22 protein-coding genes are annotated in these 24988 nt (G+C 53.6%); 4 read left to right on the top strand and 18 right to left on the bottom strand.

Annotated features, from left to right (window positions below; translation table 11 throughout):
- Window positions 1–231: 231 nt before the first annotated feature.
- The 3 genes from NYE48_RS05855 to NYE48_RS05845 all read right to left on the bottom strand — a co-directional run bounded on the left by NYE48_RS05855 (window position 232) and on the right by NYE48_RS05845 (window position 1849).
- Entirely contained in the window at window positions 232–768 is a 537-nt protein-coding gene (locus NYE48_RS05855) for a hypothetical protein (RefSeq protein WP_212949144.1), read from the bottom strand.
- Window positions 765–1061 carry a DUF6509 family protein gene (locus NYE48_RS05850; protein WP_340997450.1) on the bottom strand — a complete coding sequence of 99 codons (297 nt, stop codon included), beginning with the start codon at window positions 1059–1061 and terminating at the stop codon, window positions 765–767. The genes NYE48_RS05855 and NYE48_RS05850 overlap by 4 nt, the downstream gene beginning before the upstream one ends.
- Before the next feature lie 167 nt (window positions 1062–1228).
- Window positions 1229–1849: an NUDIX hydrolase gene (locus NYE48_RS05845; RefSeq protein ID WP_212949146.1), complete on the bottom strand. Its 621-nt coding sequence runs from the start codon at window positions 1847–1849 to the stop codon at window positions 1229–1231.
- Window positions 1850–1978: 129 nt separating this feature from the next.
- Here NYE48_RS05845 and NYE48_RS05840 point away from each other — a divergent pair, with 129 nt between their 5' ends.
- Together NYE48_RS05840 and NYE48_RS05835 are read left to right on the top strand one after the other, a co-directional pair.
- A complete protein-coding gene (locus tag NYE48_RS05840) occupies window positions 1979–2134 on the top strand; it encodes a hypothetical protein (RefSeq protein ID WP_197069936.1) in 156 nt (51 codons plus the stop codon).
- Between the two features lie 236 nt (window positions 2135–2370).
- Window positions 2371–3420 carry an LCP family protein gene (locus NYE48_RS05835; protein WP_036708428.1) on the top strand — a complete coding sequence of 350 codons (1050 nt, stop codon included), beginning with the start codon at window positions 2371–2373 and terminating at the stop codon, window positions 3418–3420.
- A 143-nt stretch (window positions 3421–3563) separates the two neighbouring features.
- On the opposite strand, the gene odhB is transcribed toward NYE48_RS05835, so the two are convergent.
- From odhB to arfA, 11 genes are all read right to left on the bottom strand, one after another.
- Window positions 3564–4811: a 2-oxoglutarate dehydrogenase complex dihydrolipoyllysine-residue succinyltransferase gene (odhB, locus tag NYE48_RS05830; protein ID WP_340997447.1), complete on the bottom strand. Its 1248-nt coding sequence runs from the start codon at window positions 4809–4811 to the stop codon at window positions 3564–3566.
- Between the two features lie 6 nt (window positions 4812–4817).
- Entirely contained in the window at window positions 4818–7694 is a 2877-nt protein-coding gene (locus NYE48_RS05825; protein WP_340997446.1) for a 2-oxoglutarate dehydrogenase E1 component, read from the bottom strand.
- A gap of 349 nt (window positions 7695–8043) precedes the next feature.
- Entirely contained in the window at window positions 8044–8931 is an 888-nt protein-coding gene (locus tag NYE48_RS05820) for a DUF72 domain-containing protein (RefSeq protein WP_445323944.1), read from the bottom strand.
- Window positions 8932–9011: 80 nt separating this feature from the next.
- Window positions 9012–9554, bottom strand: coding sequence for an AAA family ATPase (locus tag NYE48_RS05815; protein ID WP_036708424.1), 543 nt, complete (start codon window positions 9552–9554; stop codon window positions 9012–9014).
- 241 nt (window positions 9555–9795) lie between these two features.
- Entirely contained in the window at window positions 9796–10779 is a 984-nt protein-coding gene (locus tag NYE48_RS05810) for a glycoside hydrolase family 43 protein (protein WP_340997441.1), read from the bottom strand.
- Window positions 10780–10857: 78 nt separating this feature from the next.
- Window positions 10858–11118 carry a DUF6171 family protein gene (locus NYE48_RS05805; RefSeq protein WP_212949157.1) on the bottom strand — a complete coding sequence of 87 codons (261 nt, stop codon included), beginning with the start codon at window positions 11116–11118 and terminating at the stop codon, window positions 10858–10860.
- Window positions 11119–11178: 60 nt separating this feature from the next.
- The gene (locus NYE48_RS05800; protein ID WP_340997438.1) at window positions 11179–12663 is read right to left on the bottom strand and encodes an alpha-N-arabinofuranosidase; all 1485 of its coding nucleotides are present in this window, start codon (window positions 12661–12663) and stop codon (window positions 11179–11181) included.
- A 31-nt stretch (window positions 12664–12694) separates the two neighbouring features.
- Window positions 12695–13540 carry a carbohydrate ABC transporter permease gene (locus NYE48_RS05795; protein ID WP_212949161.1) on the bottom strand — a complete coding sequence of 282 codons (846 nt, stop codon included), beginning with the start codon at window positions 13538–13540 and terminating at the stop codon, window positions 12695–12697.
- A gap of 51 nt (window positions 13541–13591) precedes the next feature.
- Window positions 13592–14467 (bottom strand): carbohydrate ABC transporter permease, encoded by an 876-nt coding sequence (locus NYE48_RS05790; RefSeq protein WP_340997435.1) that lies wholly within the window; start codon window positions 14465–14467, stop codon window positions 13592–13594.
- Between the two features lie 86 nt (window positions 14468–14553).
- On the bottom strand, window positions 14554–15768 hold the full coding sequence (locus NYE48_RS05785) for an extracellular solute-binding protein (RefSeq protein ID WP_052146892.1): 1215 nt from the start codon (window positions 15766–15768) through the stop codon (window positions 14554–14556).
- Between the two features lie 421 nt (window positions 15769–16189).
- Entirely contained in the window at window positions 16190–17704 is a 1515-nt protein-coding gene (gene arfA / locus NYE48_RS05780; RefSeq protein WP_036708414.1) for an arabinosylfuranosidase ArfA, read from the bottom strand.
- 358 nt (window positions 17705–18062) lie between these two features.
- Here arfA and NYE48_RS05775 point away from each other — a divergent pair, with 358 nt between their 5' ends.
- Window positions 18063–18980: an ArsR/SmtB family transcription factor gene (locus NYE48_RS05775; protein WP_340997432.1), complete on the top strand. Its 918-nt coding sequence runs from the start codon at window positions 18063–18065 to the stop codon at window positions 18978–18980.
- A 106-nt stretch (window positions 18981–19086) separates the two neighbouring features.
- On the opposite strand, the gene NYE48_RS05770 is transcribed toward NYE48_RS05775, so the two are convergent.
- From NYE48_RS05770 to NYE48_RS05760, 3 genes are all read right to left on the bottom strand, one after another.
- Window positions 19087–19920, bottom strand: a complete 834-nt coding sequence (locus NYE48_RS05770; protein ID WP_212949166.1) for a carbohydrate ABC transporter permease — start codon at window positions 19918–19920, stop codon at window positions 19087–19089.
- Between the two features lie 3 nt (window positions 19921–19923).
- Window positions 19924–20817: a carbohydrate ABC transporter permease gene (locus NYE48_RS05765; RefSeq protein ID WP_036708409.1), complete on the bottom strand. Its 894-nt coding sequence runs from the start codon at window positions 20815–20817 to the stop codon at window positions 19924–19926.
- Between the two features lie 73 nt (window positions 20818–20890).
- Window positions 20891–22225 (bottom strand): ABC transporter substrate-binding protein, encoded by a 1335-nt coding sequence (locus tag NYE48_RS05760; protein ID WP_340997429.1) that lies wholly within the window; start codon window positions 22223–22225, stop codon window positions 20891–20893.
- A 565-nt stretch (window positions 22226–22790) separates the two neighbouring features.
- Between NYE48_RS05760 and NYE48_RS05755 the strand changes: the two genes are divergently transcribed.
- Window positions 22791–23708 carry an ArsR/SmtB family transcription factor gene (locus NYE48_RS05755; protein WP_036708405.1) on the top strand — a complete coding sequence of 306 codons (918 nt, stop codon included), beginning with the start codon at window positions 22791–22793 and terminating at the stop codon, window positions 23706–23708.
- Between the two features lie 108 nt (window positions 23709–23816).
- On the opposite strand, the gene NYE48_RS05750 is transcribed toward NYE48_RS05755, so the two are convergent.
- The gene (locus tag NYE48_RS05750) at window positions 23817–24941 is read right to left on the bottom strand and encodes a sn-glycerol-1-phosphate dehydrogenase (protein WP_340997427.1); all 1125 of its coding nucleotides are present in this window, start codon (window positions 24939–24941) and stop codon (window positions 23817–23819) included.
- Window positions 24942–24988 lie beyond the last annotated feature (47 nt).

Raw genomic sequence — 24988 nt, 5'->3', positions numbered from 1 at the left:
AACTCCTAACGAAATCTAGTTCAAAACCGTTACTATTAAGTTTACCGGGCTTTCCGGGAATGAGCAACCATCCGAAGGAGGCACGGCCCCAACAAAAAAAGTAAGATAGCCCGGTATCAGGGCCTCGATTTCAGCCCGTTCTCGTATTTTTTCGGAGCCCGGTGCAATAAACATCCTTTGCATTTAAAAAACCGGCACGAATGCCGGCTGTGTTTACATTGCATGAATAGCTTATTCCCCTGCCCTGGGTTCTCCCGATACGTCCCAGCGGTTCTGGTATTCTTCAAGCAGCGGGTGTACCCGCTCCGGGCGCTCCGACAAAATGAGCCGCAGCCGGACGATCCAGTCTTTAAAAGAAGCGTAGGACGCAAACAGGTTTGCCATGTCCGGCGTCAGGTACAAAAAATGCGGAGCCGGGTATTTCTCCGTCAAATGGCGCAAAGCCGTGTCCATCGGGGTATATTTTTTCCGCTTGGCTTCAAATCCCTCGATCACGGCGGAGGAACGATGTTCTTCCTTCCAGCTCTCCAGCTGCCGCTCGCGTTTGTAATAAGCACTGACGGCAGCCTTCAGCATGCGTTTGGCCGTTTCTTCATGCAGCGGATACAGCACCAACCGCGAAAACGCACGTTCTTCCGCCGTTTTCTCCGCTTTAAGCAGTCCTTGGACGGTGATGTCCTCAAAGGCATCGTAAAAAATCAGCGTCCCCTTGTTTTGCTCTGCGGGAGGTTCATAGCCGTAAGGGACCGTCACGGGCGTACGTCTCATGCTTCCGCATCCCCCAGATGCTCGCGGCAAAACGCCTCGATCATCCGAACCTCGTCCTCTTCCAGATCGAAGTCGAGATAACGGTCCGTCGATTTTTCGTACAAATCGTATTTGACGAGATTTCCGCCCTCTTCCAGCTCGTTATAGATGGCCCGGACGTACAGCCCGTTTTCGGAGTAAAGCTCGTCGTCCTCCGGAACCTCGAGATCCAGCTTGTATTCGTAACGTTTGCCCGCCAAAATGCGGAACGGGTCATTAATATGCTCCACCTCATATTCGGTAATCGTCAGCATGATGTCATCCTTTCTCAGCTTAAATTCAGCTCGTTGCCGCCGTTTGTTGCGTTCCTTCTTATTCTAACAGACATGCTCATGGAACATACACCTTTTCCCGCAGCCGCGTTTTCGTACCGCTTAGGGAAGTCAGGACCCCCTTGACGGTGAAGGCGCTGCTTTCCCTTCTAATCGATCACCGGGATGCGTTCCGGATGTTCCAGCAGTTCAAACATCAGGCGGATCTGCGCTTCCGTATTGCGGCTGCGCGATAGCTCGGGAAGCTCCTCCCTGCCAAAAAACCTTACGCCGCTCGTCTCCACGCCTTCCTGCGCCCGGCCCCCCGTAATCTCGCATTGAATAAACATTTTATAGACATGATAGGGAGCGGGCGGATTATGTTTCTGGTTGTCCATCACGGCCAGCAGACGCAGCGCCTTCACCTCGTAACCCGATTCTTCACGCACCTCTTTGACCGCAATTTCGGTCGGGGACAGCAGCAGGTCGGCCCATCCGCCCGGCAGCGACCACTCCCCGTCTTCCTTTTCGCGAACCAGCAAAATTTCGCCATTTCGAATGACGACGCCCCGGATATCCACCTTCGGGGTGGCATAGCCGTGTTCGCCCGCAAACAATTCGGCCAGCTTGCCGGTTTCCACTTCCGTATATTCCGCCATGATCTCCAGGCTGAGCGCCCGCAGCTGCTCGTACCGTTCCCTGTCGTATACGTCCTTGGCGTAGGCGAGTCCCGTCTGGGCAATGCCCTGAATTTGCTTGGCCCAATCAAGCCATTTGAGTGGTTTCTCCATACTGCGCACACGCTCCTTCGCATTAAAAAATTTATATTTTTCATTGAGAAAAATTATCACTACCCGAATGAAGTGTGATACAATGATGTAAGAATCGCAATCAACACCAATGGTAAGGAGTCGACGAGCATGGTAAACCCATCGGCCCAATGCGCCGAGCTGCGTATTGACGATTATTTGGATTTGCTGAATCTTGCCAAACAGCTGGACGACGCCAGATGGCAAAAAGAGATCATCCGCAAGCTGGAGCGTCTTCAACACAAACATTTTGCCCTAAATTCATAGAATAGCAGCATCGCTATAACTCAATTCCAATTCTAGCGGATATTATTTTTTTGTTGAAAATAACATTCGCTTTCCGATCGGCGGCTCCTTCAACGGCCGTCTTTTTTGCTGCCAAAAAACGAAAAAACGCCGCTGGTGACGAACGATCGCGAACCCTCGGTTGATTTTGGTTAAGAGAATACTATAAAATGATGGAAAGCGGAAGAAAATTTTGTAAATCGAAACAGGAGTGACCGATGGAAAATCAAGAGCCGACGCGGCTTACCCGCCCCAGGAAAAGGAAAAAAAAGCGAAAAGGAAAAACGTGGCTGCTCGTTACGCTGATCTGCCTGCTGCTCGCGGCAGGAGCCGGATATATCTTCCGGAAACAAGTCGCGCTGCTCGCTTTTGATACGCTGATGAAAGATACCGTTGCCGAGACGCTTGACCAATCCTATGAAAAAATCGACGAAGAGGTAAAACCGGAAAAGGTTCAAAACCCGTTTTCGATTTTGCTCCTTGGCACCGATGAACGAAAAAACGAACCGGGACGTTCCGATACGATCATCTTTTCCGTCGTGCGTCCGAAGGACGGCAAAGTCCTGCTCATCTCCATCCCGCGGGACACCTACACCGAAATCGCCGAGGAAAACAAAAAAAGCAAAATCAACGCGGCGTATGCCCGCGGCGGGATCAAACGCAGCGTCGACACGGTGGAAAACCTGCTGGGAAGCAACGTCGATTTTTACGCCACCATTAATTTTCAAGGCCTGAAAGACGTCGTCGACAAGCTTGGGGGCGTGCGTCTCCCGATCACCAAAGTGATCGAAAACAAACAGAAATACCACGAAAAGCTCCGGATCGAGCCGAACAAACCGATTTACGACGGCAAGGACGCGCTCAGCTACGCCCGCTACCGCGAAGACTCCGACTTTAACCGGACGATGAGGCACCGCGTGCTGATCGACGCGATTCTGGCAAGAGCGCTTGAAATCAAAAATATTACGAAACTGCCGGATTTGATGAAAGTCGCGGGAAGCAATTTCAAAACGAACATGACCTCCACCTTTATGATCGATCTGGCCAAAACCTTCTATGAAGGGGGCAGCATGCCGGCCATCAGCAATTACATGCTTAAAGGCAAAGGAGCCATGCGCGACTCCCTTTGGTATTACGATCCGGACGAAAAAGACATCGAATATATTCGCAAGCTGATCGCCAATTGGCATGATCCGAATACGCCCGCCGATCAACTGATCGAGCCTGCTTCGGATGATGACAAAGCCAAAGCGAGCGGGAACTCATAACATCATACGTCAGCAAAAGCCCGCCTGTCCTTCCGGTCTCCGGAAGAACGGCGGGCTTTTGGTTTAGGGTATAGGCGCAAAAAAGCCGCCCCGGTCGCAACCTTCGGGCGGCTTTAAGTTCCTAGTAATCGTGATGAATATCATTAACCTTCGAGCAGCAGGGATTCCGGATCCTCCAACAGTTCTTTCACCGTTACCAGGAAGCGGACAGCGTCGCTGCCGTCAACGATGCGATGGTCGTAAGAAAGCGCGATGTACATCATCGGACGGTTTTCCGAACGTTCCGCGTCGATCGCAACCGGACGGAGTTGGATTTTGTGCATGCCGAGGATGCCTACCTGCGGCGCGTTCAGGATTGGCGTGGACATCAGCGAGCCGAATGTGCCGCCGTTCGTAATCGTGAACGTTCCGCCCTGAAGTTCGGACAATGCCAGCGTGTTGCTGCGCGCTTTGGAAGCGAGCGAAGCGATTTCCTTCTCGATATCGGCGAAGCTGAGACGGTCCGCATCACGGACGACCGGTACGACGAGACCTTCCTTCGCCGCGACGGCGATGCCGATATCGTAGTATTTCTTCACGATGATGTCTTCGCCGTCGATTTCGGCATTGAGAAGCGGGAACTGCTTCAGCGCGCCGACGACCGCCTTCGTGAAGAAGGACATAAATCCGAGTCCGATGTCGTGTTTATCCTTAAACGCATCTTTGCGGCGTTTGCGGATGTCCATAATCGCGGTCATATCGACTTCGTTGAAGGTAGTCAGCATAGCGGCCGTGTGCTGTGCTTCCACCAGACGTTTGGCGATCGTTGCCCGGCGGCGGGACATGCGCTGACGTTCGGCAGGTTTTCCGGGCTGGCCGGTTACGGCCGGCGCTGCCGTTTGCGCTGCAGGCGCTGCGGCTGCCGGACGAGGAGCCGGAGCTTCCGCGTGGTTTCTCACGTTCTCCTGGTAGATGCGCCCTTTCGGATCGCGGTTCACCTGTTCCAGATCGATGCCTTGCTCACGGGCCAGTTTGCGCGCCGCCGGAGAAGCCGCAAGGTACGTTTCCCCTTCCTTCGCAGGCTCGGCCGGTACGCTTGGCGCCGCCGGAGCGGCTTTTTCTTCCGCTTTCGGCTCTTCCTTGGCCGGCGCGGCGGAAGCTGCGGCGGCAGCTTCGCCGCCTGCCGCCAATCTTCCGATCACTTCGCCGATTTGGACGGTTTCGCCGTCTTTTCTCAAAATCTTTTCGACGACGCCGGACTCCTCCGCGCTGATTTCCAGGTTGACCTTGTCGGTTTCCAGCTCAAGGAGCACATCCCCCTGGTTGACGGCGTCCCCTTCCTGAACATGCCACTTGTAAATTGTTCCCTCGGTAATCGATTCACCCATTGCCGGTACTGTAATTTCGCTCACGGCCTGCTACCTCCCCAATGCGATGTTATGCTTGATAGATTTTTGGTTCAAAGCTGTAGATACGATCTGCTGCTGCTCAAAGCTGTGTACCTGCTGGAAGCCGCTGGCCGTGCTCGAACGTTCAGGACGGCCGTTGTAGTTCACAGGCGTGCCTTGAGGCGCCAGCTTGCGGAGATGAGGTTCGATGTAACGCCATGCTCCCATGTTTTCCGGTTCTTCCTGTACCCACAAAATTTCTTTGGCATTCGTATATCTTGCGAAAATATCGCGGATTTCTTGTTCAGGGAACGGATACAGCTGCTCCACGCGCACGATATGCAGCCAATCATGCGGTCCCTCTTCCTTGCTGAGCGCTTCCTCGAGTTCGACGGCGATTTTGCCGCTGCAAAGAATGAGGCGCTCGACGCGTTCCGGATGTTGGCCCAGTCCCTCCTGCTCAAGCACGCGTTTGAAATGCCCTTCGCTCAGCTCCTTGCCGCTGGATGCGACGCGGTTGTTGCGGATGAGGCTCTTCGGCGACATCACGATCAGCGGACGCGCGTCTTCGCTTTCGGTCAAGGCCGCCTGACGGCGGAGCAGGTGGAAATATTGAGCCGCGCTCGTCAGATTGACGACGGTAAAATTCTCTTCTCCGCCAAGCTGAAGGAAACGTTCCAGGCGGGCGCTGGAGTGCTCAGGCCCCTGTCCTTCGTAGCCGTGAGGCAGAAGCATTACCAGGCTCGATTTTTGCCCCCACTTCGAACGTCCGGCCGAAATGAACTGGTCCGTAATGACCTGCGCGCAGTTGGCGAAATCGCCGAATTGCGCTTCCCAGATCACCAGCGTTTCCGGGGAATATACGTTATAGCCGTATTCGAATCCGAGCACGGAGGCTTCGGACAGCGGGCTGTTATGAATCGCAAAGGATGCTTTCGCCTGCGGCAGCTCATGCAGCGGGCAGTAGGTCGATCCGTTTTTCACGTCGTGAAGCACGAGATTCCGGTGCGCAAACGTTGCGCGTTCGGCGTCCTGTCCCGTAATGCGGATCGGTTTGCCGTCGGCGATGATGCTGGCGAACGCCAGCGTTTCGGCCAGGCTCCAGTCCACCTTTTCCCCGTCGTTCAGCGCCGTTTCGCGGCGTTCCAAAATGCGCTGCAGCTTCGGATATACGTTGAAGCCTTCAGGCCGCTTCAGCAGGTCGGAGTTTATCTCGCGCAGCTTTTTCAGCGGCACCCCGGTTTTGATCGCTTTGATGCGATCCTCCGCAGGCGTCTGCTGATGCGAAGTCGCCGGCTCCTGCTCCTGGTCCTTGATTTTGTCGTACGCTTCCTTCATGCGGTTCTGCACGCCCTGGATCAAGCGGCTGTTTTGCTCCTTGCTGATCAGGCCCTGTTTCTCGAGCAAGCCCGCATAGATGGAGGCGACGCGCGGATGGCTTTTCACTTTATCGTAAATGAGCGGCTGCGTCGTATCCGGATCGTCCGTTTCGTTGTGGCCGTAACGGCGGTAGCCCACCAGGTCGATCAGGAAATCCTTCTTGAATTTGTTGCGGTATTCGCATGCCAGGCGGATCGCTGCGATGCATGCTTCCGGATCATCCGCGTTGACGTGGACGATCGGAATTTCGTACCCTTTGGCCAGGTCGCTGGCATAATGGGTCGAGCGCGAATCACGGCTTTCGGTCGTAAATCCGATGTTGTTGTTCGCAATGATATGGATGGTGCCGCCGTTCTGGAAGCCCGGAAGCTTGTTGAAGTTGAGCGTTTCCGCCACGATGCCTTCGCCAGGGAAAGCCGAATCCCCGTGAATGAGCACCGTTGCCGCCTTGTTGACGTCCTGCTGCGGGTAACCCGGCTTCGAACGGTCTTCTTGAGCCGCGCGCGCGAAACCTTCGACGACCGGATTGACGAACTCCAGGTGGCTCGGGTTGTTCGCAAGCGTGATGCGGGTTTGCACGACGCTGCCGTCCTTCAGGACGCGTTTGGCTCCCAGATGGTACTTGACGTCGCCGGTCCATCCGAAGTTAATGCCCATCGAACCTTCGGAAGGGAACAGTTTTTTGTTCGGCGAGTGATGAAATTCGGAAAATATCTTTTCGTAAGGCTTGCCGAGCACGTGCGCCAACACGTTCAAGCGGCCGCGGTGGGCCATCCCCATCAGGATATGCTCCGCTCCGTCGTCGGCCATGCTCTTCACCAGCTCGTCGAGCATCGGAACCAGCACGTCGTTCCCTTCGATCGAGAAACGTTTCTGCCCGACGAAAGTGCGGTGCAAAAATTCTTCGAATTGCTCGACTTCGATCAGTCGTTCCAGCAGGTTCACTTTCTCCGTTTCGCTCAGCGGCGCCGGGAAGATGCCGCTTTCGACGTGGCGGTTCAGCCATATGCGTTCTTCGGTTTCATGCACGTGGCTGAACTCGAACGCAATCGTTCCCGTATATGTTTGACGCAGTTTCTGGATCGCTTCCCAGCCCGTTTTGACGTTCTCCGGCGCCCCGTCCCAGATCAGGGATGCGGGAAAAGCCGCGAGATCGGCCTGGCTGAGACCGTATTGTTCAGGTTCAAGCACGCGCGTATCCGGCTTCGGAATGATGCCGAGCGGATCGATGTCGGCCGCCAAGTGGCCGTATGCCCGGATGTTCCACACCAGCTTGCCGGCATCCACGCCCTTTTTCAGCATGCTCGGGTCAAACGGCGCGCTGGCAGATACTGCGCTTACAGGCGCCGTCTGTGCCGATGCCATCGGAGGCGCGCCCCATGTTTCAAACACTTTGCGGTACGTTTCGTCTACCGATTCGGGATCGTTGACGTAACGTTCGTACTGCTCCTGAACATAACCCAGATTGGGGCCGTAGTAAGATTCCCAGGCACCCTGCGTTTGTGTGTCGCTCTTATTGGTTATCATCGCTAAAGTAATACCTCCGCCTTGATTTTTTAATAGTCATATAGAATGAGAATCGTTTGAATCATTCAATCTATACGTTGGACGGAAATCTGAAAAAATAATTCTTGTAAGCCGTTTCAGCAAAATGTAAGCGGCTCAATTTCTATTATAAACAAATCCTCTCCATACCTGAAATAACCATTTAATATAGTTATGATCTAAAAAACAGATCAATCGGGACAAAAACGCCCGTTTGCCCGTCAAACGATATGGCAACATTGACAGCACCCATGCAAATCCGGCATCGATGCATGACGCCCATGGAAAAATGGGCGCCGTTGACGGGCCCGGGTACGGGACGATCGGTTCTCTACGCCTCGTCAAAAAGCGAAAGCTGATCCGGCGGCAGCGCGGGCACGTCCAAGCCGAATAAACGCATCAGCTGCATCGCGTTGTCCGCCGCGTCTCCGCCGGAGTTGTTGTTGAACACGATCCAGCACGTTCGCGTCGATTCGAGCAGCGCCATAATATTCGCTTTCCATTCCGAAAGTTCCCGCTCGTCATAGCGGTACAAGTATCGAACCTCTCTCCAGTTCGGCTGGCCGCCGGATTGCCATCCTTCGGCGTTCCTCCCGTGCAGGCGGACGAGCGTGAAGTCCTCCCGCGTCGGCGCAAGGACCGGCGGGATGGAGCCCTCCCCCGCCTGAGGTTCGTCGCATACTGAATGAATCCATCCTTCCTCGCGCATAAAGGCGAGCGTCTTCTCCCGCATCTCCCCGGCAAACCAGCTCTGATGGCGGAACTCCAGCGCAAGCGGCAGCCCGTCCATCCACTGCCGGGTTCTGCGCAGCACTTCCACGTTTTTGCGGTCGCAATCGAACCAGGGCGGATACTGGAACAGCACGGCCCTCAGCTTGCCCTCGGCTTGAAGCGCTTCCGCGGATTCCCGGAACGCCTCAAACATCGATCTGGCGTCCGGGAACGGGATTTTGCCGCGGGTATGTCCCGTCATCCCCTGATAGGCTTTGACGATAAATCCAAAGGAATCCGGCGTCTGTTCGCTCCATTTTTGCATTCTTTCCGGCGTTGGAATCGCGTAAAAAGAGCTGTCGAGCTCCACGATCGGAAAACGGCGGCCGTATTCCTTGAGCTTGTCTCCCGTTTTCGTCCCGGGCGGGTAAATGCCGTCATGGTCTCCCCAGCCCGCAAGGCCGATTTGGACCTGTTTGTCGCTTATGTCTGCATGTTTCAATGGCAATCGACTCCATCATGACTTAGTATGACCAACTATTTCCTTCCAATAACGTTATACCCAAAAAACGGGCTTTCCGCTTTTGTCTACGAAATAACTCCTTGCTCCCACACGGATTTCAAGATTTCATCGGCCGTCTGTTCGGCCGTCATCGACGAAGAATCAAGCCACATGCCGATCCGCGGGGTTTCGCCGAGCAGCACTTCATGCAGCCCCTCCACCGTCCAGTCCCCGTAGCCTTTTTTGGCCCGTCCGGCTTCCCTTTGCGCCACGACGGAAGGATCGGGGTTTAACACGACGACGTAAAAAGGGCGGCTATGTACATAAGAGACAAAATCCTGAAGCATCCTGCCGATCACCACGTCCTGCACGACCACGTTGAATCCCGCGGCAAAATAGGCATCGGCGGCCTGCGCGGTCAGCCGGTAGCGCAGCGAAAGCTGCTCAAGCTCCGTTTGGCCGGCATCCGGCCGCACCTCCCTGCGATCGTTTACGATCATTTTTCGGAACACGTCCCCGCGCAGGTGCACCGATCTGTCCAATCGTTCGGCCAACAGCTGGGCGACGGTCGATTTTCCGCTGGCCATGATCCCCGTGATCAAAATGATGGCCTTCCGGCTGGTTTCCATCGCTTCGGCTCCTCTCTTGAAAAAACGTAATTTAGTCTTTCTACTGCTAGTATACAAAAGGCCCGCCGGGTTTAGGAGCGTTTATTCGAAAGCTAACGAAAAATTACCCCGCAATTCGGGGCTTTATTAAGGTAGTTTTCTTCCGATTATCAGGTTGCAGCGGCTCTGTCGTCCATGCTTTCCGATATGAACAAAAAGAGCCCGCTGCCATTGCAGCGGACCCCTAGCAACTTCGTTGCTATTAAGCTTTGACCTCGTTTTCGCGTTCGGCGCCGTCCGGCACCGGAATGCCGAAATTCGGCGTCCCGTCCTCGTTCCAGGTAAATACCTGGGCTCTCGTATGCCGGTTCGGATCGTACAGCGGATCTCCCGTAATTTCTTTGTAATTGCGGGCGTGGTAGACGATGACGTCCTCCCCGTCCTCGGAGACGGTGAAGCTGTTGTGCCCCGGCCCGTATTGCCCGGTCGCTTCCGACGTTTGGAACACGGGCTCCGGAGACTTCACCCAGGAGGCCGGATCCAGCAGATCCACCGATTCGTCGGCGTACAGAAGCCCCATGCAGTAGTTATGGTCGGTGGCGCTGGCAGAGTAGCTGATGTAGATGCGTCCGTTGCGTTTCAGCACGGCGGCTCCCTCGTTCACCTTAAAGCCGATCACTTCCCACGGATACTCCGGCGTCGAGATCATGACCTGCTTGCCCTTCAGCGTCCATGGGTTGCTCATTTCCGAAATGTACAGATTCGAATTGCCTTCGATTTCCGGATCCTTTTGGGCCCAGACGTAATAGCGCACCCCGCGGTGTTCGAACGTGGTGGCATCCAGCGCGAAGGATTCCCACTGGGTACGGACTTGCCCTTTTTCGACCCACTCGCCTTCAAGCGGGTTCTCCGACCCGTTCTCCAAAACGTACATCCGGTGGTCGAACAGCCCCTCCTTCGTTTCGGTGGTCCGGGCGGCGGCAAAATAGATGTACCATTTTCCGTCGATATAATGAATCTCCGGCGCCCAGATGTTCGCGCTGAGCGGGCCGGTTTCGTATTTGCGCCAAGCCACGACCGGCTCGGCTTCCGCCAGCCCCTGCAGCGTTTTGGATCTGCGGACTTCGATGCGGTCGTACTCCGGGACGGAGGCCGTAAAATAGTAGTAATCGTCGCTATGCTTATACACCCAAGGATCGGCACGCTGCAAAACGATCGGGTTGTTGTATGTTCGGTTTCTCTCCATATCAGGTTCTCCTTTATAACGTATTACCGATTTTCCGGACCGGGGACCGGTCCTTTTTCTCCGCTTGCTTTACCCCCTCTAGCTCCATTTCGGAGCAAAAGGGTACGGACAAGAGGAATCCAGCAGCCGGGCTTTTACGGCAACGAGGCACCCGCAATATTGGCATGTCGTGCCATATTGAAGCCCCGGGCAGCGTTCGCACTGGGCGATCCGCTGCCGGTACACCTCCTCGGAAGCCGTTTCTCTGCCGCGCGTCGCAATCTCGACGAGCCGCTCCAGCTTTTCCGGCGAAACCTGGACGCTCGCGCTGCATCCCTTGCAGCCTTCCTGACGCTCCATGACGGCTCAGCCTCCTTTTTCCCCGCCTGTCGGCATTGAGGGTTATGGCGCTAACAATAATTATTGAATAGCCAGCGTGACCACCGACATCGCCGGAAGCTTCACGTTCAGCTTGCCGCCTTCCACGGCGGCGCCGTTGAATGCTGCCGGCGCAACGACGTTCGGCTGCTCGAACGTGTTGTGCGCGTTCAAGCGGTCCGCCGTCAGGATCGTACCCGACACCTGCGGATTTCCGGATTGAAGCCCGCGGAGCTCCAGGCTGATGACGGCTTCGTTTTGATGGTCGATGTTGACCAGGCTGACATGGACTTTGCCCTCGGCATCCTTGGAAGCCGACACGGTCACCTGCGGCAAGGTTTCCCCGCCCATTTCATACGTGCCGATCGAACCGTCCACGGCCAGCAGCTCGGCGTCCTGATGCACCTTGAACATATCGAACACATGATACGTCGGGGTCAGGATCATTTTTTCGCCTTCGGTCAAAATCATCGACTGAAGCACGTTTACCGTCTGGGCAATATTCGTCATATGCACGCGGTCGGCGTGTTTGTGGAAAATGTTGAAATGCACGCCCGCCACCAACGCGTCGCGGATCGTGTTTTGCTGATACAGGAATCCCGGATTCGTTCCAGGCTCAACGTCGAACCAGGTGCCCCATTCGTCGATGATCATGCCCACGCGTTTCTCCGGATCGTATTTGTCCATGATCGTGCTGTGCTTCGTAATGAGTTCGTCGATGTGAAGGGCCTTTTTCATCGTGATGAACCATTCGCCTTCTTCGAAATCAAGCGCCGATCCTTTGCCGAGCCAGAAGTCGCCCGGAATCGTGTAATAATGCAAGCTCAAGCCGTCCATGAGCCAGCCCGCGTTTTTCATGAGCACTTCGGTCCAGTTGTAATCGTCCACGTTGGCGCCGCCGGCGATTTTGTAAATTTTGTTGTCGCCGTAATTGCGGACGTACGTCTGGTAACGGCGGTACAGATCGGCGTAATATTCCGGACGCATGTTGCCGCCGCAGCCCCAGTTTTCGTTGCCGACGCCGAAATATTTCAGCTTCCAAGGCTCTTCTCTTCCGTTTTCCTTGCGCCAGTTGGCCATCGGGGATTCGCCGCCCGACGTCATGTATTCGACCCACTCGGACATCTCCTGAACGGTCCCGCTGCCGACGTTGCCGCAAATGTACGGTTCGCATTCCAGCAGGTCGCACAGCAGCATGAATTCATGCGTGCCGAAATGGTTGTTTTCGACCACGCCGCCCCAGTGCGTGTTTACCATGCGCTTGCGGTTTTCTCTCGGGCCGACGCCGTCCTTCCAGTGGTATTCGTCGGCAAAGCAGCCCCCCGGCCAGCGCAGAACCGGCACCTTGATGCGTTTCAGCGCTTCCAGCACGTCATTGCGGATCCCTTTCGTGTTCGGAATCGGGGAATCCTCTCCGACCCAAATGCCTTCGTAGATGCATCGGCCGAGATGCTCGGCAAAATGGCCGTAAATATGTCTGCTGATTTTTCCTTTTGCAATGTCCGTGCTCACGATAACGTTATGCATATTCTGAATCCTCCAATGAGATGTTGTATTTTTATCCTTTGATGCCCGAATTCAAATTGATCGATTGAATGAAGTACTTTTGGGCAAACGCAAACAGCAACAGCGTCGGAATGATGGCCAGCATCGCCGAACCCATCAATTGCCCGATCATGCGGTAGTTGCCGTAGATATCTTGAAGCAGCAGCAAACCGGCTGTAATCGGCATTTTGTCGACATCCGTATAAACGATGACCGGCCACAGGAAGTCGTTCCACGATCCGACGAAGGAAAACAGGCCGCAAACGATCAGCACCGGCTTGATGAGCGGCAGAATGATGGAGAAATAAATCCTGAAATCGCCTGCGCCGTCGACGCGCGCGGATTCGTCCAGTTCGCCCGGGATTCCCTTCAGGAACTGCCTGACAAGGAAGATGTTCCCCATTCCAGCCAGGCCGGGAATAATCATCGCAAGCGACGTGTTTACCCAGCCGAAGGCATCGATGATTTTATAAGAAGGGATGATGTTGACGACGCCGGGGAAAAACGAGATGCCCAGCAGCGTGAAAAACAGCGTGTCCCTGCCTTTAAATTTCATGCGGGCATACCCGTAACCCGTCAGGGAAATGATGACGACGACAAGTAGCGTATGCGACACCGCGATAAACACGGAGTTGAACAGCCAGCGCACGATCGGCGCCGTGGACGTGTTGTCCAAAATGGCTACGTAGTTTTCGAACGTCCATTCTTTCGGGAAAAGACGGAAACCCGAAGATACCACTTCGGTTTGCGAACGGAAAGATGTCGATATCCCGAACAATACCGGGACCACCCAAATGACACAAAGAACGATTAAGAATAGGTACGCGATATACTTGGAGATGCTCACTTTTTTCGACATTTTGATTAACCCTACCTCTCGTTTCCTAAATCCAGCATCTGCTTAAACGACCTACTTCGTGTTCCGGTTCATGACGTAATATTGCAGCGCTGAGATGACCAAAATGACCACGCCGAGCAAAACGGCCATGGCGGAGGCCATTCCGGCAATCGATTCCCCGTTGCCGAAAGCAAGCTGGCGGATATACATCATGAGCACGTGCGTGCTTTGCTGAGGTCCGCCTTTGGTCATCATGAGCGGTTGTCCGAACACGTTGAAGGCGCCCGCCGTCGTCATGACAAAGGTGTAGATTAACGGGAAATTGATGGAAGGCAAGGTAATGCTGAAAAATCTCCGTATCGATCCGGCTCCATCCATCTCTGCCGCTTCGTACAATTCTTTGGAAACACCGGCGATGGAAGCCCGGTAAATGATCATGTTGCCGCCGACGCCGCCCCATACCGTAATGACGAAAATGATGATCCAGGCGTAAGGCTGGTTTGCCGCCCAGGAAACCGTCGAATTCAGCACGTTGCCGGTAATCCCCAGCTGTTTATTGAAAATCAGCAGCCAAATCAAGGCGGCCGCGGATATCGAAATCAGACCCGGAATGTAAATAATCGATTGAATGACGCCCTTCAGCTTCACCTGCTTATGCTCCAAAGCGACCGCGACCAAAAGCGGAATGACGATCAGGAGCGGGACGCTGATGACGACAAAAATCAACGTGTTTTTCAAACCGTTGAAAAATTGGGTGTGAAACGTCGAACTCGTGTCGAACAAAATCGTTTTATAGTTTTCAAGGCCGATCCAAACCGGATCGTTCATGAGATTCCACTGCGTAAACGAAGCATAAATCCCGTAAATCGTCGGGATCAGGATGAAAATCAGAAATAAAATCAGATGAGGGCCGACAAAGAAAAACGGTGCAAATGATTTCTTTTTCATAGCCTTGTAATTTCTCCTTTTGGAGAAACAATGCACCAGGCAGACTTGTCCGGCACATTGTTTCTATCTTTCTATTTTGCTAAGGCTTACTTGGTGCTTTGTTTGCTGCTTTCCGCAATCTTATCCTCTACGAATTTCTGCATTTTCTGAAGCGTTTCATCCAGATCCACGTTGCCGCGAACGATATCGGCGCAATACGTGTCAACCGCTTCGGCTACGTATGGGTAATATTCGTAAGTGTAGATGTAGAGCGATTTCGTTTCCTGATCATTCGAAGTGAAGAAGGACTGCATGAATTGCTTGTATTCAGGGCTTTCATTGACTTGCTTACTTGCTACGATTTGTCCTGCTTTCGCCCATTCCAGGGAGTGTTCGCGAACGAACTCCAGGAAGGCGCCGATTCCTGCTTCTTTTTCATCCGTACGCTTGTCGTTTTTGAACATCGCGAACAAGTGGGAGGATGCGCGGTTCGTAAACTTGTCGGCCGTCGGCGAGTAGACGTTCGTCACGCCGAAGTTCAAGCCTTCGACTTTGGCATGGGCCGTAGAGCTCCAGGTTCCGTCCGTCGAGAAGAGCACTTTGCCGGATTGGAACATCAGGTAGCCGTCTTCGCCGAACGGCGTCATCAGGCCGGCGTCGGCAATCTTTTTCACGTTTTCGAACGCTTGCTTCATCACCGGCGTATTGACGGCAGGTTTGCCGTTTTCTTGGATATCTCCGCCCAGGTCTTGAACCTGCGCCAAAATGACCCAACCGAGCAGCGCGTCGTTGACGACGTATTCGTCCGGAGCCAGCTTCCCTTTCAGGGAAAGCATTTCGTCGATCGTGACGACGTTGTCGTCGAGGATGGACTCGGCATTGTATTTTTTAAGCAAATCCTTGTTGTAGTACATCACGTTGCTGTGAATATCGAGCGGTACCGTATACTGCGTGCCGTCAATGTTGCCCGTGGACCATGCTTGCGGCAAATAGTTGTCCTTTTTAATCTCAGGCTGCCCCTTAATGGCGCTTTCGATCGGCTCAAGCACGCCCTGCTTCGCATAACCCGGAACACGGTCCGCGTGGATGATCGCCAGATCCGGAATGCCTTTGCCGGAGTTGAGCACGGTCGAAATTTTCGTGTACATATCGGATGTGATGACGTGCTTCACTTTGATTTCAGGATTTGTCGCATTATATTGCTTCACGATTTCATCCATATAAGCCCCGTCGTCGCCCGTCAGCGGCGTCCAGAACGTAATCGTCTTGCTGTCGTTGCCCCCGCCGCATGCCGACAGCAGCATGCTTGCCGCGAATACCATCAACAATGTAGCCACAAAGCCTTTTTTCTTCAAAACTTCCGCCCCCTAAAGATGGATTCTCTCGTTTCCTTCGAGATTTTTTCTTTTTTTGTTTAGCTTGCTTTCACTGCATTTCGAAAACTTGTAAAGCATTGCGTTTTTTTATAAGACCCGCCTTCAACTTGTACGTACATGTTGATGTGCATCGAACCCATGAATTTCATGTTCCTGGTCCCTTGCCGGCGCCCGGTTCGTCCCACCCCCCAAGGCAAAATCCTGGAGATCCGCCGTTCCTTTCGGCCCGTTCGTTTCTTTGGCCGACGGACAAAAAGGAAACGGCAGATCCACACCTGCAATCTATGAAAATATGAGGTAATCTCCAAACTTCATATAAACGCCTCGGCCCCAGGCCGCCCGGATCCATCCAAAATATCTCTTTGAATTATGCCTTTTTCAAACGGATCACGTTCCAGGAAGCCTTGCCAAGACGGGCGTTCACGAATCCGTCCTTGCATTCCGCGTTGCCGCGCGAATGAGGTTTGACGTTTTCGGCGTCGGCCGTATTGACGGCTTTCACGTCGTCATGCTCCAGAACGATATGTTCCGCGACCCGGTACCCCTCGAAACCTCTGACGTCGATTTCAACGTCGAGCGCTTCCTGCAGATGGCGGTTCAGCGCAAAAACGGTCAGCTCTTCGTCTTCTTCGTTGTGTACGACCGCGCTTTCCAGGTACGGCACGTCCGTGTAGTCCTGCGCGTCGTATTTCGGCGAATCGATGATCGGCAGCAGCGAGGTGCCGCGTCCATACATTGAAGCATGAAGGTACGGGTAAAAGATCGTCTGCTTCCAGGAACGGCCGCCGTTTTCGGTCATGATCGGCGCGATGACGTTGACCAGTTGGGCCAAGCAAGCCATTTTCACGCGGTCGGCATGTCGCAGGAAGGAGATCAGGAAACCTCCGACCAAAAGCGCGTCTTCGAAGTTATAGATATCTTCCAGCTGCGGAGGTCCGACCGACCAAGGCTCGATTTTCGTATCCGCCTGGTTGGAATGATACCAAACGTTCCATTCGTCGAAGCTGAGATACATCGTCTTTTTGCTGCGCTTCTTCGCTTTTATGTAGTCGCATGTCGAAATGACGGTGTGGATGAAGTGCTCCAGATCCATCGTTCGGGCAAGGAAGTTGGCGGTGTCGTTATCCCGGTTGCCGTAATATTGGTGCAGCGATACGAAATCGACGACGTCATACGTATGGTCCAGCGTGACCGCTTCCCATTCGGGGAAGGTCGGCATTGCGGTGCTCGAACTTCCGCAGGACACGAGTTCGATGTCCGGGTCGACGAGGCGCATCGCTTTGGCCGTTTCATAGGCCAGCCGCCCGTATTCGACCGGCGTCTTCTGCCCGATCTGCCAAGGGCCGTCCATTTCGTTGCCGAGGCACCACGTTTTTACCTTGTGCGGCTGTTCGAAGCCGTGGCTGCGGCGCAGATCGCTGTAATAGCTGCCGGAAGGATGGTTGCAATACTCCAACAGGTTGCGGGCCGCGTCCACGCCCCGGGTTCCCAGGTTGACGGCCATCATCACTTCCGAGCCGACTTCCTTCGCCCAGCGCATGAATTCGTTGGTCCCCACTTCATTCGGTTCGACCGTTCTCCATGCGAGTTCCAAACGCTTCGGCCGGGACTCGACCGGCCCTACGCCGTCCTCCCAATTGTATCCCGATACGAAGTTGCCTCCGGGGTACCGGATGATCGGAACGCCCAGCTCCCGAACGAGCTCTTTGACGTCGCCGCGGAAGCCGAAGGCGTCGGCCGTCTCATGCGAAGGCTCATAGATTCCGCCGTATACCGCGCGTCCCAAATGTTCGATGAACGAGCCGTATATCCGTTTATCCACTTCCGCGATTTTAAAAGCTTTATCTATGACGATGCGGGCTTTTTGTGCTGTCGATGACATCTTTCGACCACCTTCCGTTTTAACGATATATGAATTAATTTAGAAAACTTGATTGAATCCGCTTACAGATATAAAATAACATATGATCAGCAAAATGTAAACATAAAAATCTAAAACATTTTATGTTTTACTAAAATTAATTGTCGATATGGCGCTGATTACGTAGATTTCATAGGGAAATCCCACCCGGTTTTTGCTTATTTTTTATATTTATATAAAACAAATGGGAAAAACAAACGTTAGGAACCCGCATCTGCCGTTCGGCCGCCGGACTATCATTAGCCGTTCCGTTCGTTTATAATGATGTGAAATGAATCATTTATTTTTTCCTTATCTACCGGAAGAAGGGTTCGATGATATGATTTATATCAAGGATTTAATGAGCGGCATTGATATTTTCAAAGCATTAAGCTCGGAAATCAGAATTCAGATTCTGCAATTGCTCGCCCAAAACCAGGCGCTTAACCTCAATGATTTGGCCGGCAAGCTCAATTTGAGCAACGGGGCCATCACCATGCACGTCAAAAAGCTGGAAGAAAGCGGGCTCATCGAATTCAACACCAGCGTAGGCAAACACGGCATCCAAAAAATTTGTTACCTTAATAAAGACAAACTGATGGTCGACCTGCGCAGCAAGGATTTCGACAATCTGTACGAAGTCGAGATCCAGGTCGGGCACTACAGCAACTACCGGGCGGAGCCGACCTGCGGCCTCGCCACCAAAGACAGCATTATCGGCGACTTCGACGATCCCCGGTATTTTGCGGATCCGCAGCGGATCGACGCGGAGATCATCTGGCTGACCGAAGGCTTTCTCGAATACCGCATTCCCAACTACCTAAAGCCGAACCAGACCTTCCGCGAAATTCAGTTTTCGATGGAACTCGGCTCCGAAGCCCCGGGTTTTTGCGACAACTACCCGTCGGACATTTATTTTTACGTGAACGGCGTTGAAATCGGTTTCTGGACCAGTCCCGGCGACTTCGGCAATGCAAGGGGCACGTTCAACCCGGACTGGTGGCCGCCCCATTTGAACCAATACGGCATGCTGAAGCTGATCCGCATCAACCATGAAGGCAGTTATATCGACGGCTGCCGGATTTCGGACGTGACGCTGGATCAGATCAACCTCGACTACAAAAGCGAGCTGACCTTCCGGATCGCCGTCACGGAGCATGCCGAAAACAAGCGGGGCCTGACCATCTACGGCAAACATTTCGGCAACTACAGCCAGGACTTGCTGGCCCGCGTGCTGTATGACGTAAAACAGGATTAAGCTCAAGCATTCGCGGAAGACAACGCTAAAGGGGACCGGGCAATATTTTTGCTCCGTGTCCCCTTTTGGGCTTGAATGGCGTGCGGCCGTTCCCGCAGCGGATGCATCACCCCTTTACCGCCCCGGCCGTCATGCCGTCGATGAAATACTTTTGGAAAGCGACAAACAGGATAAAGATCGGAATGATCGAAAAAAACGAGCCGACGATCAGCAGGTCGTAGTTGTTGCCGTAAGGCGTCAGCAGCGTTTTCAATCCGATCGGCAGCGTATATTTGTTGTCATCGCTCAGAACCATGAACGGCCACAGGAAATTGTTCCAGCTGTTCATTCCGTTCAAAATGGCCATCGCCGCAAAGGACGGCTTCATCACGGGCAATATCAGGCGGGCGTAAATGCCGTATTCGGTGGCGCCGTCGACCCGTCCCGCCGCGATGATTTCCTTGGGAACGCCGCTGAGGTACTGCCTGAAAAAGAAAATCGTGGCCGCGCTCGCAACGCCCGGCAAAACGATGGCCGAATAGGAATTCATCAGTCCCATGTCGTAAATCAGCCTGTACAGCGGAAGCAGCAAAATTTCAAACGGCACCATCATGATGAGCAGCACGCAGACGAACAACATGTTTTTCCCTTTAAAATCGTACGCCGCGAACCCGTAAGCCACCGTCGCGCTGACGATCAGCGTCAGGGCCACCTGGACGACGGTCAGCAGGAGCGAATTGAAAAACCACTTGAAATAAGCATGATCGCCGGTGAACAGGTAGGCGAAATTGTCCAGGCTCATCGCGGATACGTCGAACCGCAGGTTCAGGCCGTACCGGATCAGGTCCTCCCCGGGTTTAAAGGAAGCGATCGTCACCGCGTAAAACGGAATGAGGATCAGGAGACAGATGACCGCAAACAGCGCGAAAATGGCGATTTTGGCTGCCAGCTCTTTTTTCATGGACTACTCCTCCTTCTTGAACATGCCGGAGAATGCCAGCTGGGCGAGGTTGATGATCATGGTGATGGCCAGCAGCACGACCCCGACGGCCGCCGCATAACCAAGGTTGTTTTTCTCGATGCCCTGGCGGTACAGGTATCCGACGATGGTAAGGCCGATGTTTTTGGGCGAATTGTTGCCGTTCCACAGCATCATGCTTTCGATAAACATGGCGAGTCCCGCGTAGATGCTGATCGTAACGACGTAGATCGTCGTCGGCTTCAGCAAGGGCATCGTGATTCTGGTGAATTTCTGCCAGCTGGAAGCGCCGTCGATCGAAGCCGCCTCATAATAATCGTCCGGAATGCTTTTCAGCCCCGACAAAAAATAGAGGATATTAACCCCGGTCCATCGCCACGTGGCCAGCGCGACCAACGCGATATACCCCGTCGCCTGCCCTTTCAGAAACTTGACCGGGTCCAGGCCGAACCAGCCGAGGATGCTGTTGATCAGGGAGCCTTCCATTTCGCCGAACATCAGGCGGAAAATCGTGCCGGCCACGACCACCGAGGTCAGCGCCGGGAAGAAAAAGGACGATTTGAAAAATTCCCTCCCCCACATCAGCCTGCTGTTGATCAGCACCGCAAAAAGCATCGGGAAAGGAATGAGAATGACAAGCGTCAGCACCATGTAGACCGCGCTGTTGGTTACCGCTTTAAAAAACGTCTTGTCGCCCATCAGCTTCGCATAATTGTCGAAACCGATCCACTGCGCCTCCTGCCCAAGCGTCACCTTCTGAAAGCTCATGCCTACCGAACTCGCAAGCGGGTAAATCCAAAATACGAGAAAAACCAAAACGAACGGCAGAACAAAGACATACGGAGCGACTTTCTGCGAATACAAAAATCTTTTTACCATAGCCTCCGACCCCTTTTGGAGGAAAGCTGCCCAGGTCCCCGGGCAGCTTTCCTGATTTGCCATCACGACGGCTTTATTTCAATTCCTGTTCGATTTGCGCCTGGGCATCGTCAAGCGCCTGCTTGATGTCCTTGCCGTCCTCGAAGATTTCGTTCAGCGTCACCGTGCAAAGCACGTTATTGATCGTCGGGCTTGCCGGCGTCGATTTGATCAGCCGGATTTCGTCCTTGATTTCGTTCAGCACGTCAAACGGGTTGTTGACGAAATATTTGACGAACTTGTTCTCCGGATTGTGCGTGACGTCTTTCATGTTCCAAACGTCCATGTTGACCGGGTCAAACCCGAGCGTGTTCCAAATTTCCTTGTTCGCGTCCAGGCTCAATTTGGCGAATGCGAGAAAATCTTTGGCCAGCTTCACGTCCTTCGCCGTTTTCGTAACGACCGTGCCCGTGCCTCCGCCGCCGACGGAACGAGGCATTCCTTTTTCCATGACCGGAATCGGCGCGATCGCGATTTTCCCAGCCAGATCGGTCATGTAGTTCGTGTATCGCGACATTTGCCAAAGCGGCATGAAGGCCGTTGCGTAATTCCCGGAATTGAATTCCCCGTAAGCTTCCTCGGTGTCCGGCTGGCCGCCGGCAATGGTCGCAATGACGTCGTTGTCCTGCAAATCTTTCAGCAGCTTCAGCGCTTTCACCATCGCCTCCGAATTCACCACCGGATTGCCTTGGTCGTCCGTCAGGTCGGTTCCCTGCTGGGCGAGCAGCTGGGAAACCTGCCAGAGCGCGCTGGTGTCCGCCGTTCCCATATATTTTCCCGTCTTCTCATGCACCTTGATGCCCGCCTGTTTGAAATCTTCCCAGGTGACGATCTTCGTGTAGTCGACTCCGGCTTCCTTCAAAATTTCCGTATTGTAAAATGCAACCGATGCGCCGACGTGGGTCGGAACGCCGTAATTTTTGCCGTCTTTGCTGTACAGGTCGATTCTCGACTTCACGACCGTGTCCCGGTAAGGGTCGATCACGTCGTTCAGCGGCTCCAGCTGCGGGGTGCCTTTCAGGAAGTCCGGGAATTTGCCCAGCTCGATATCCGCGATATCGGGAGCCCCGACGCCGGTTTGCACCGCGATGGACAGCTTGTTGTGCATGTCGTCGTAAGGCATGACCGTCACGTTCAGCTTGATCTGGCGTTCCGGGTTTTCCTTGTTCCATTTTTCAAGCATTTTTTCGAAATGCTGTCCATGAAGCTCCACGAACGTCCAATAGGAAAATTCCGTCGCGCTTTGACCGGCGCCGCCATCCAGCACGGAGGTTTTCCCTCCCGAAGCCGACGGCTTGCCGCCGCCGCAGCCCCATAAAATCGTCGTCATCGTAAGCACCAGAAGCGTAATCAGCCATGTTCTCTTCATACTTGACCCTCCTGAATGATTGATAGGCTTTAAGCCTTGTTCAAACTTATAACATTCCGGAATCAGGCCCAAGCAGGTGCAAGGTCCCGCGCTTTCAGCCTCATTCGGAACGAGGTTTGACTTCATCATTTCATTTCATCATGAACCGCTTGCAAATGAACCCTGTTTTAAGGCGCTGGCAGATCGGCGTTTCGCAATCCTTTATTTTACTTTATAGTGAATCATTTTATGTATAACATAATGAATTCGCTTACATGTATAAAATATCATATCGAATTTCGGTTGTAAATAAATAACTGTAAAACTTTTTATTGTTTATTAAAACAAAATGTCGACCCAATTAACAAAAACGTTACATATTCCTGTTACACTTTTTACTTCACCTTTATAACTTTATCTTTTTATGAAACGAAACGTCTTAAAATCTATCATTTTTCCTAGAAAGATTGTGATTTATTAAAAAAATAAACGGCGCACTATCTTTAGTCGTTATATTAGTTTATAATTATTTAAAATAAAAGAATTAGAGATTAATCCATTACCTACTGAAGAAGGGTTCGATGAAATGATTTATATCAAGGATTTAATGAGCGGCATTGATATTTTCAAAGCGTTAAGCTCGGAAATCAGGATCCAGATCCTCGAGCTGCTGGCCAAAAACCAGGCCCTGAACCTGAATGATCTGGCGGGGAAGTTAAACTTAAGCAACGGGGCTATTACGATGCACGTCAAAAAGCTGGAGGAAAGCGGACTGATCGAAATCAATACAAGCGTCGGCAAACACGGCATCCAGAAAATCTGCTATCTGAACAAGGACAAGCTGATGGTCGATTTGCGCAGCAAAGACGTGGATAATCTGTACGAGGTCGAAATCCAGGTCGGGCATTACAGCAACTATCAGGCGGCCCCGACATGCGGACTCGCAACCAAAGACAGCATCGTCGGAGATTTCGACGATCCCCGGTATTTTGCCGACCCGCAGCGGATCGACGCGGAAATCATTTGGCTGGCCGAGGGTTTCCTGGAGTACCGCATTCCGAACTACCTGAAGCCGAACCAAACCTTCCGGGAAATCCAGTTTTCGATGGAGCTCGGTTCCGAAGCCCCGGGGTTTTGCGACAACTATCCTTCTGACATTTATTTTTACGTCAACGGCATCGAGATCGGCTGTTGGACCAGTCCCGGCGATTTCGGCGATGCCCGCGGCACCTTCAATCCCGACTGGTGGCCGCCGCATCTGAACCAATACGGCATGCTGAAGCTGATCCGCATCAACCAGGACGGCAGCTTTATCGACGGCTGCCGGATTTCGGACGTGACGCTGAACCAAATCAACCTCGACTACAAAAGCGAGCTGACCTTCCGGATCGCCGTCACGGAACAGGCCGAAAACAAACGCGGCTTGACCATTTTCGGCAAAAATTTCGGCAACTACAGCCAGGACCTGCTGGCCCGCGTGCTGTATGACGTAAAGCCGGATTAAACCGCGCCGTTTCGGGCGATCGCGCCTATCCATAAGGGACCTCGAACATGCACCTGTTCCGGGTCCCTTTTGCTTTTGGATATGCGCCCTGTCAACGGGCGGACGGGACTATGCTTCATTGAGCGCCCGCAGCAGCGTATGGCGGTCGCGCAGGCGATGGGCTTCGCGCACGCTATCCGCAAACAGGCCGCCGTCTATGCCAAGCTCCTGCAAGCTTGAAGGGCCGCCTGCACGCTGCAGCAGCGAGCGGATATCGGCTTCCCCGGGCACCTCGTCCAGCCATTCCCGCACCTGGGATCCGTGCTTTTTCAGCATCTCCGGCTCCTGTCCCGGATAGACGCCGCGGAAGGCTGCATCGTGGTATAGGCGCGAAATTTCCGCGCAGGCGACGCCGACCTTCGCGCCATGCAACAGCGCGCGGCTGCCGCGGCGCAAATATTCCATCTCCCAGAAATGGGACAGATGATGTTCCGCGCCGGAGGCCGGATGGGATTGCCCGAACTTCAGCATCGCAATTCCCGATTCGATCAGGGAAGTCATCAAGATCCGGATGCCTTCCTCGGTCCGCTTCCCGATCTCGTCGACGTGCTCCACGCAGGCGCGAAGCGCTTTTTCCGTCATGTCGGCGACTTCCTCGTCGTATGGCTCCTGCGCGGCAAGATGCGAGAACTTCCAATCGAACAACGAAGTGTACTTGCCGAGCATGTCTCCGAAACCCGCGGCAACAAGCTGCTGAGGCGCCTTCGTCAGAACGTCCACATCCGCGAAGATCGCCACGGGCCCGATGGCCGGAAACGTCTTTTTGACGCCGCGGACGATCAAGGGAGCCCCCTTCGACGTAAAGCCGTCCACCGACGGAGCCGTCGGCACCGAAACGAACAGTTTGCCGGTTTTGTAACAAACATAACGAACGATATCGTGGATCATCCCCGAACCGACGGCAATCACGGCATCCGTCGTTTCCGGGTTCACCTCGATCAGCAGCTGCAAAAGCGAAGTTTCGTCGGCCACGACGTCGCCGGAAGCTCCGGGTTCGATGAGGCACAACCGCACGGTAACCCCGGCTGCCCCAAGCTCCTCCTCCAGCTTCCTGCCTGCGGCTTCGTAAGTGTTCGCGTCGGCCGCCAATATGACGTCCCGGCATCCTTTGTCCTTAAGATAGAAGGCCGCTTGCTGTAAGGCCCCCTTCTCGAGCACCATCCGATCCAGACCGTATTCTCCCGGAATGTTCATGCTGATCCCCTCCTTGTTAAATCTGCTCAAAACGAAACGACCGCCGG

The sequence above is a fragment of the Paenibacillus sp. FSL M7-1455 genome, assembly GCF_038004655.1.
Taxonomy (GTDB): Bacteria; Bacillota; Bacilli; order Paenibacillales; family Paenibacillaceae; genus Paenibacillus_AQ; species Paenibacillus_AQ cookii.
This window is presented reverse-complemented; position numbering and strand designations above follow the sequence as displayed.

What these genes read in the sequence shown, in the direction of transcription:
- NYE48_RS05855 (WP_212949144.1), bottom strand. Translation starts at nt 768, where the DNA reads ATGAGACGTACGCCCGTGACGGTCCCTTACGGCTATGAACCTCCCGCA.
- NYE48_RS05850 (WP_340997450.1), bottom strand. Translation starts at nt 1,061, where the DNA reads ATGCTGACGATTACCGAATATGAGGTGGAGCATATTAATGACCCGTTC.
- NYE48_RS05845 (WP_212949146.1), bottom strand. Translation starts at nt 1,849, where the DNA reads ATGGAGAAACCACTCAAATGGCTTGATTGGGCCAAGCAAATTCAGGGC.
- NYE48_RS05840 (WP_197069936.1), top strand. Translation starts at nt 1,979, where the DNA reads ATGGTAAACCCATCGGCCCAATGCGCCGAGCTGCGTATTGACGATTAT.
- NYE48_RS05835 (WP_036708428.1), top strand. Translation starts at nt 2,371, where the DNA reads ATGGAAAATCAAGAGCCGACGCGGCTTACCCGCCCCAGGAAAAGGAAA.
- NYE48_RS05825 (WP_340997446.1), bottom strand. Translation starts at nt 7,694, where the DNA reads ATGATAACCAATAAGAGCGACACACAAACGCAGGGTGCCTGGGAATCT.
- NYE48_RS05815 (WP_036708424.1), bottom strand. Translation starts at nt 9,554, where the DNA reads ATGGAAACCAGCCGGAAGGCCATCATTTTGATCACGGGGATCATGGCC.
- NYE48_RS05810 (WP_340997441.1), bottom strand. Translation starts at nt 10,779, where the DNA reads ATGGAGAGAAACCGAACATACAACAACCCGATCGTTTTGCAGCGTGCC.
- NYE48_RS05805 (WP_212949157.1), bottom strand. Translation starts at nt 11,118, where the DNA reads ATGGAGCGTCAGGAAGGCTGCAAGGGATGCAGCGCGAGCGTCCAGGTT.
- NYE48_RS05800 (WP_340997438.1), bottom strand. Translation starts at nt 12,663, where the DNA reads ATGCATAACGTTATCGTGAGCACGGACATTGCAAAAGGAAAAATCAGC.
- NYE48_RS05795 (WP_212949161.1), bottom strand. Translation starts at nt 13,540, where the DNA reads ATGTCGAAAAAAGTGAGCATCTCCAAGTATATCGCGTACCTATTCTTA.
- NYE48_RS05790 (WP_340997435.1), bottom strand. Translation starts at nt 14,467, where the DNA reads ATGAAAAAGAAATCATTTGCACCGTTTTTCTTTGTCGGCCCTCATCTG.
- NYE48_RS05785 (WP_052146892.1), bottom strand. Translation starts at nt 15,768, where the DNA reads ATGGTATTCGCGGCAAGCATGCTGCTGTCGGCATGCGGCGGGGGCAAC.
- arfA (WP_036708414.1), bottom strand. Translation starts at nt 17,704, where the DNA reads ATGTCATCGACAGCACAAAAAGCCCGCATCGTCATAGATAAAGCTTTT.
- NYE48_RS05775 (WP_340997432.1), top strand. Translation starts at nt 18,063, where the DNA reads ATGATTTATATCAAGGATTTAATGAGCGGCATTGATATTTTCAAAGCA.
- NYE48_RS05770 (WP_212949166.1), bottom strand. Translation starts at nt 19,920, where the DNA reads ATGAAAAAAGAGCTGGCAGCCAAAATCGCCATTTTCGCGCTGTTTGCG.
- NYE48_RS05765 (WP_036708409.1), bottom strand. Translation starts at nt 20,817, where the DNA reads ATGGTAAAAAGATTTTTGTATTCGCAGAAAGTCGCTCCGTATGTCTTT.
- NYE48_RS05760 (WP_340997429.1), bottom strand. Translation starts at nt 22,225, where the DNA reads ATGAAGAGAACATGGCTGATTACGCTTCTGGTGCTTACGATGACGACG.
- NYE48_RS05755 (WP_036708405.1), top strand. Translation starts at nt 22,791, where the DNA reads ATGATTTATATCAAGGATTTAATGAGCGGCATTGATATTTTCAAAGCG.
- NYE48_RS05750 (WP_340997427.1), bottom strand. Translation starts at nt 24,941, where the DNA reads ATGAACATTCCGGGAGAATACGGTCTGGATCGGATGGTGCTCGAGAAG.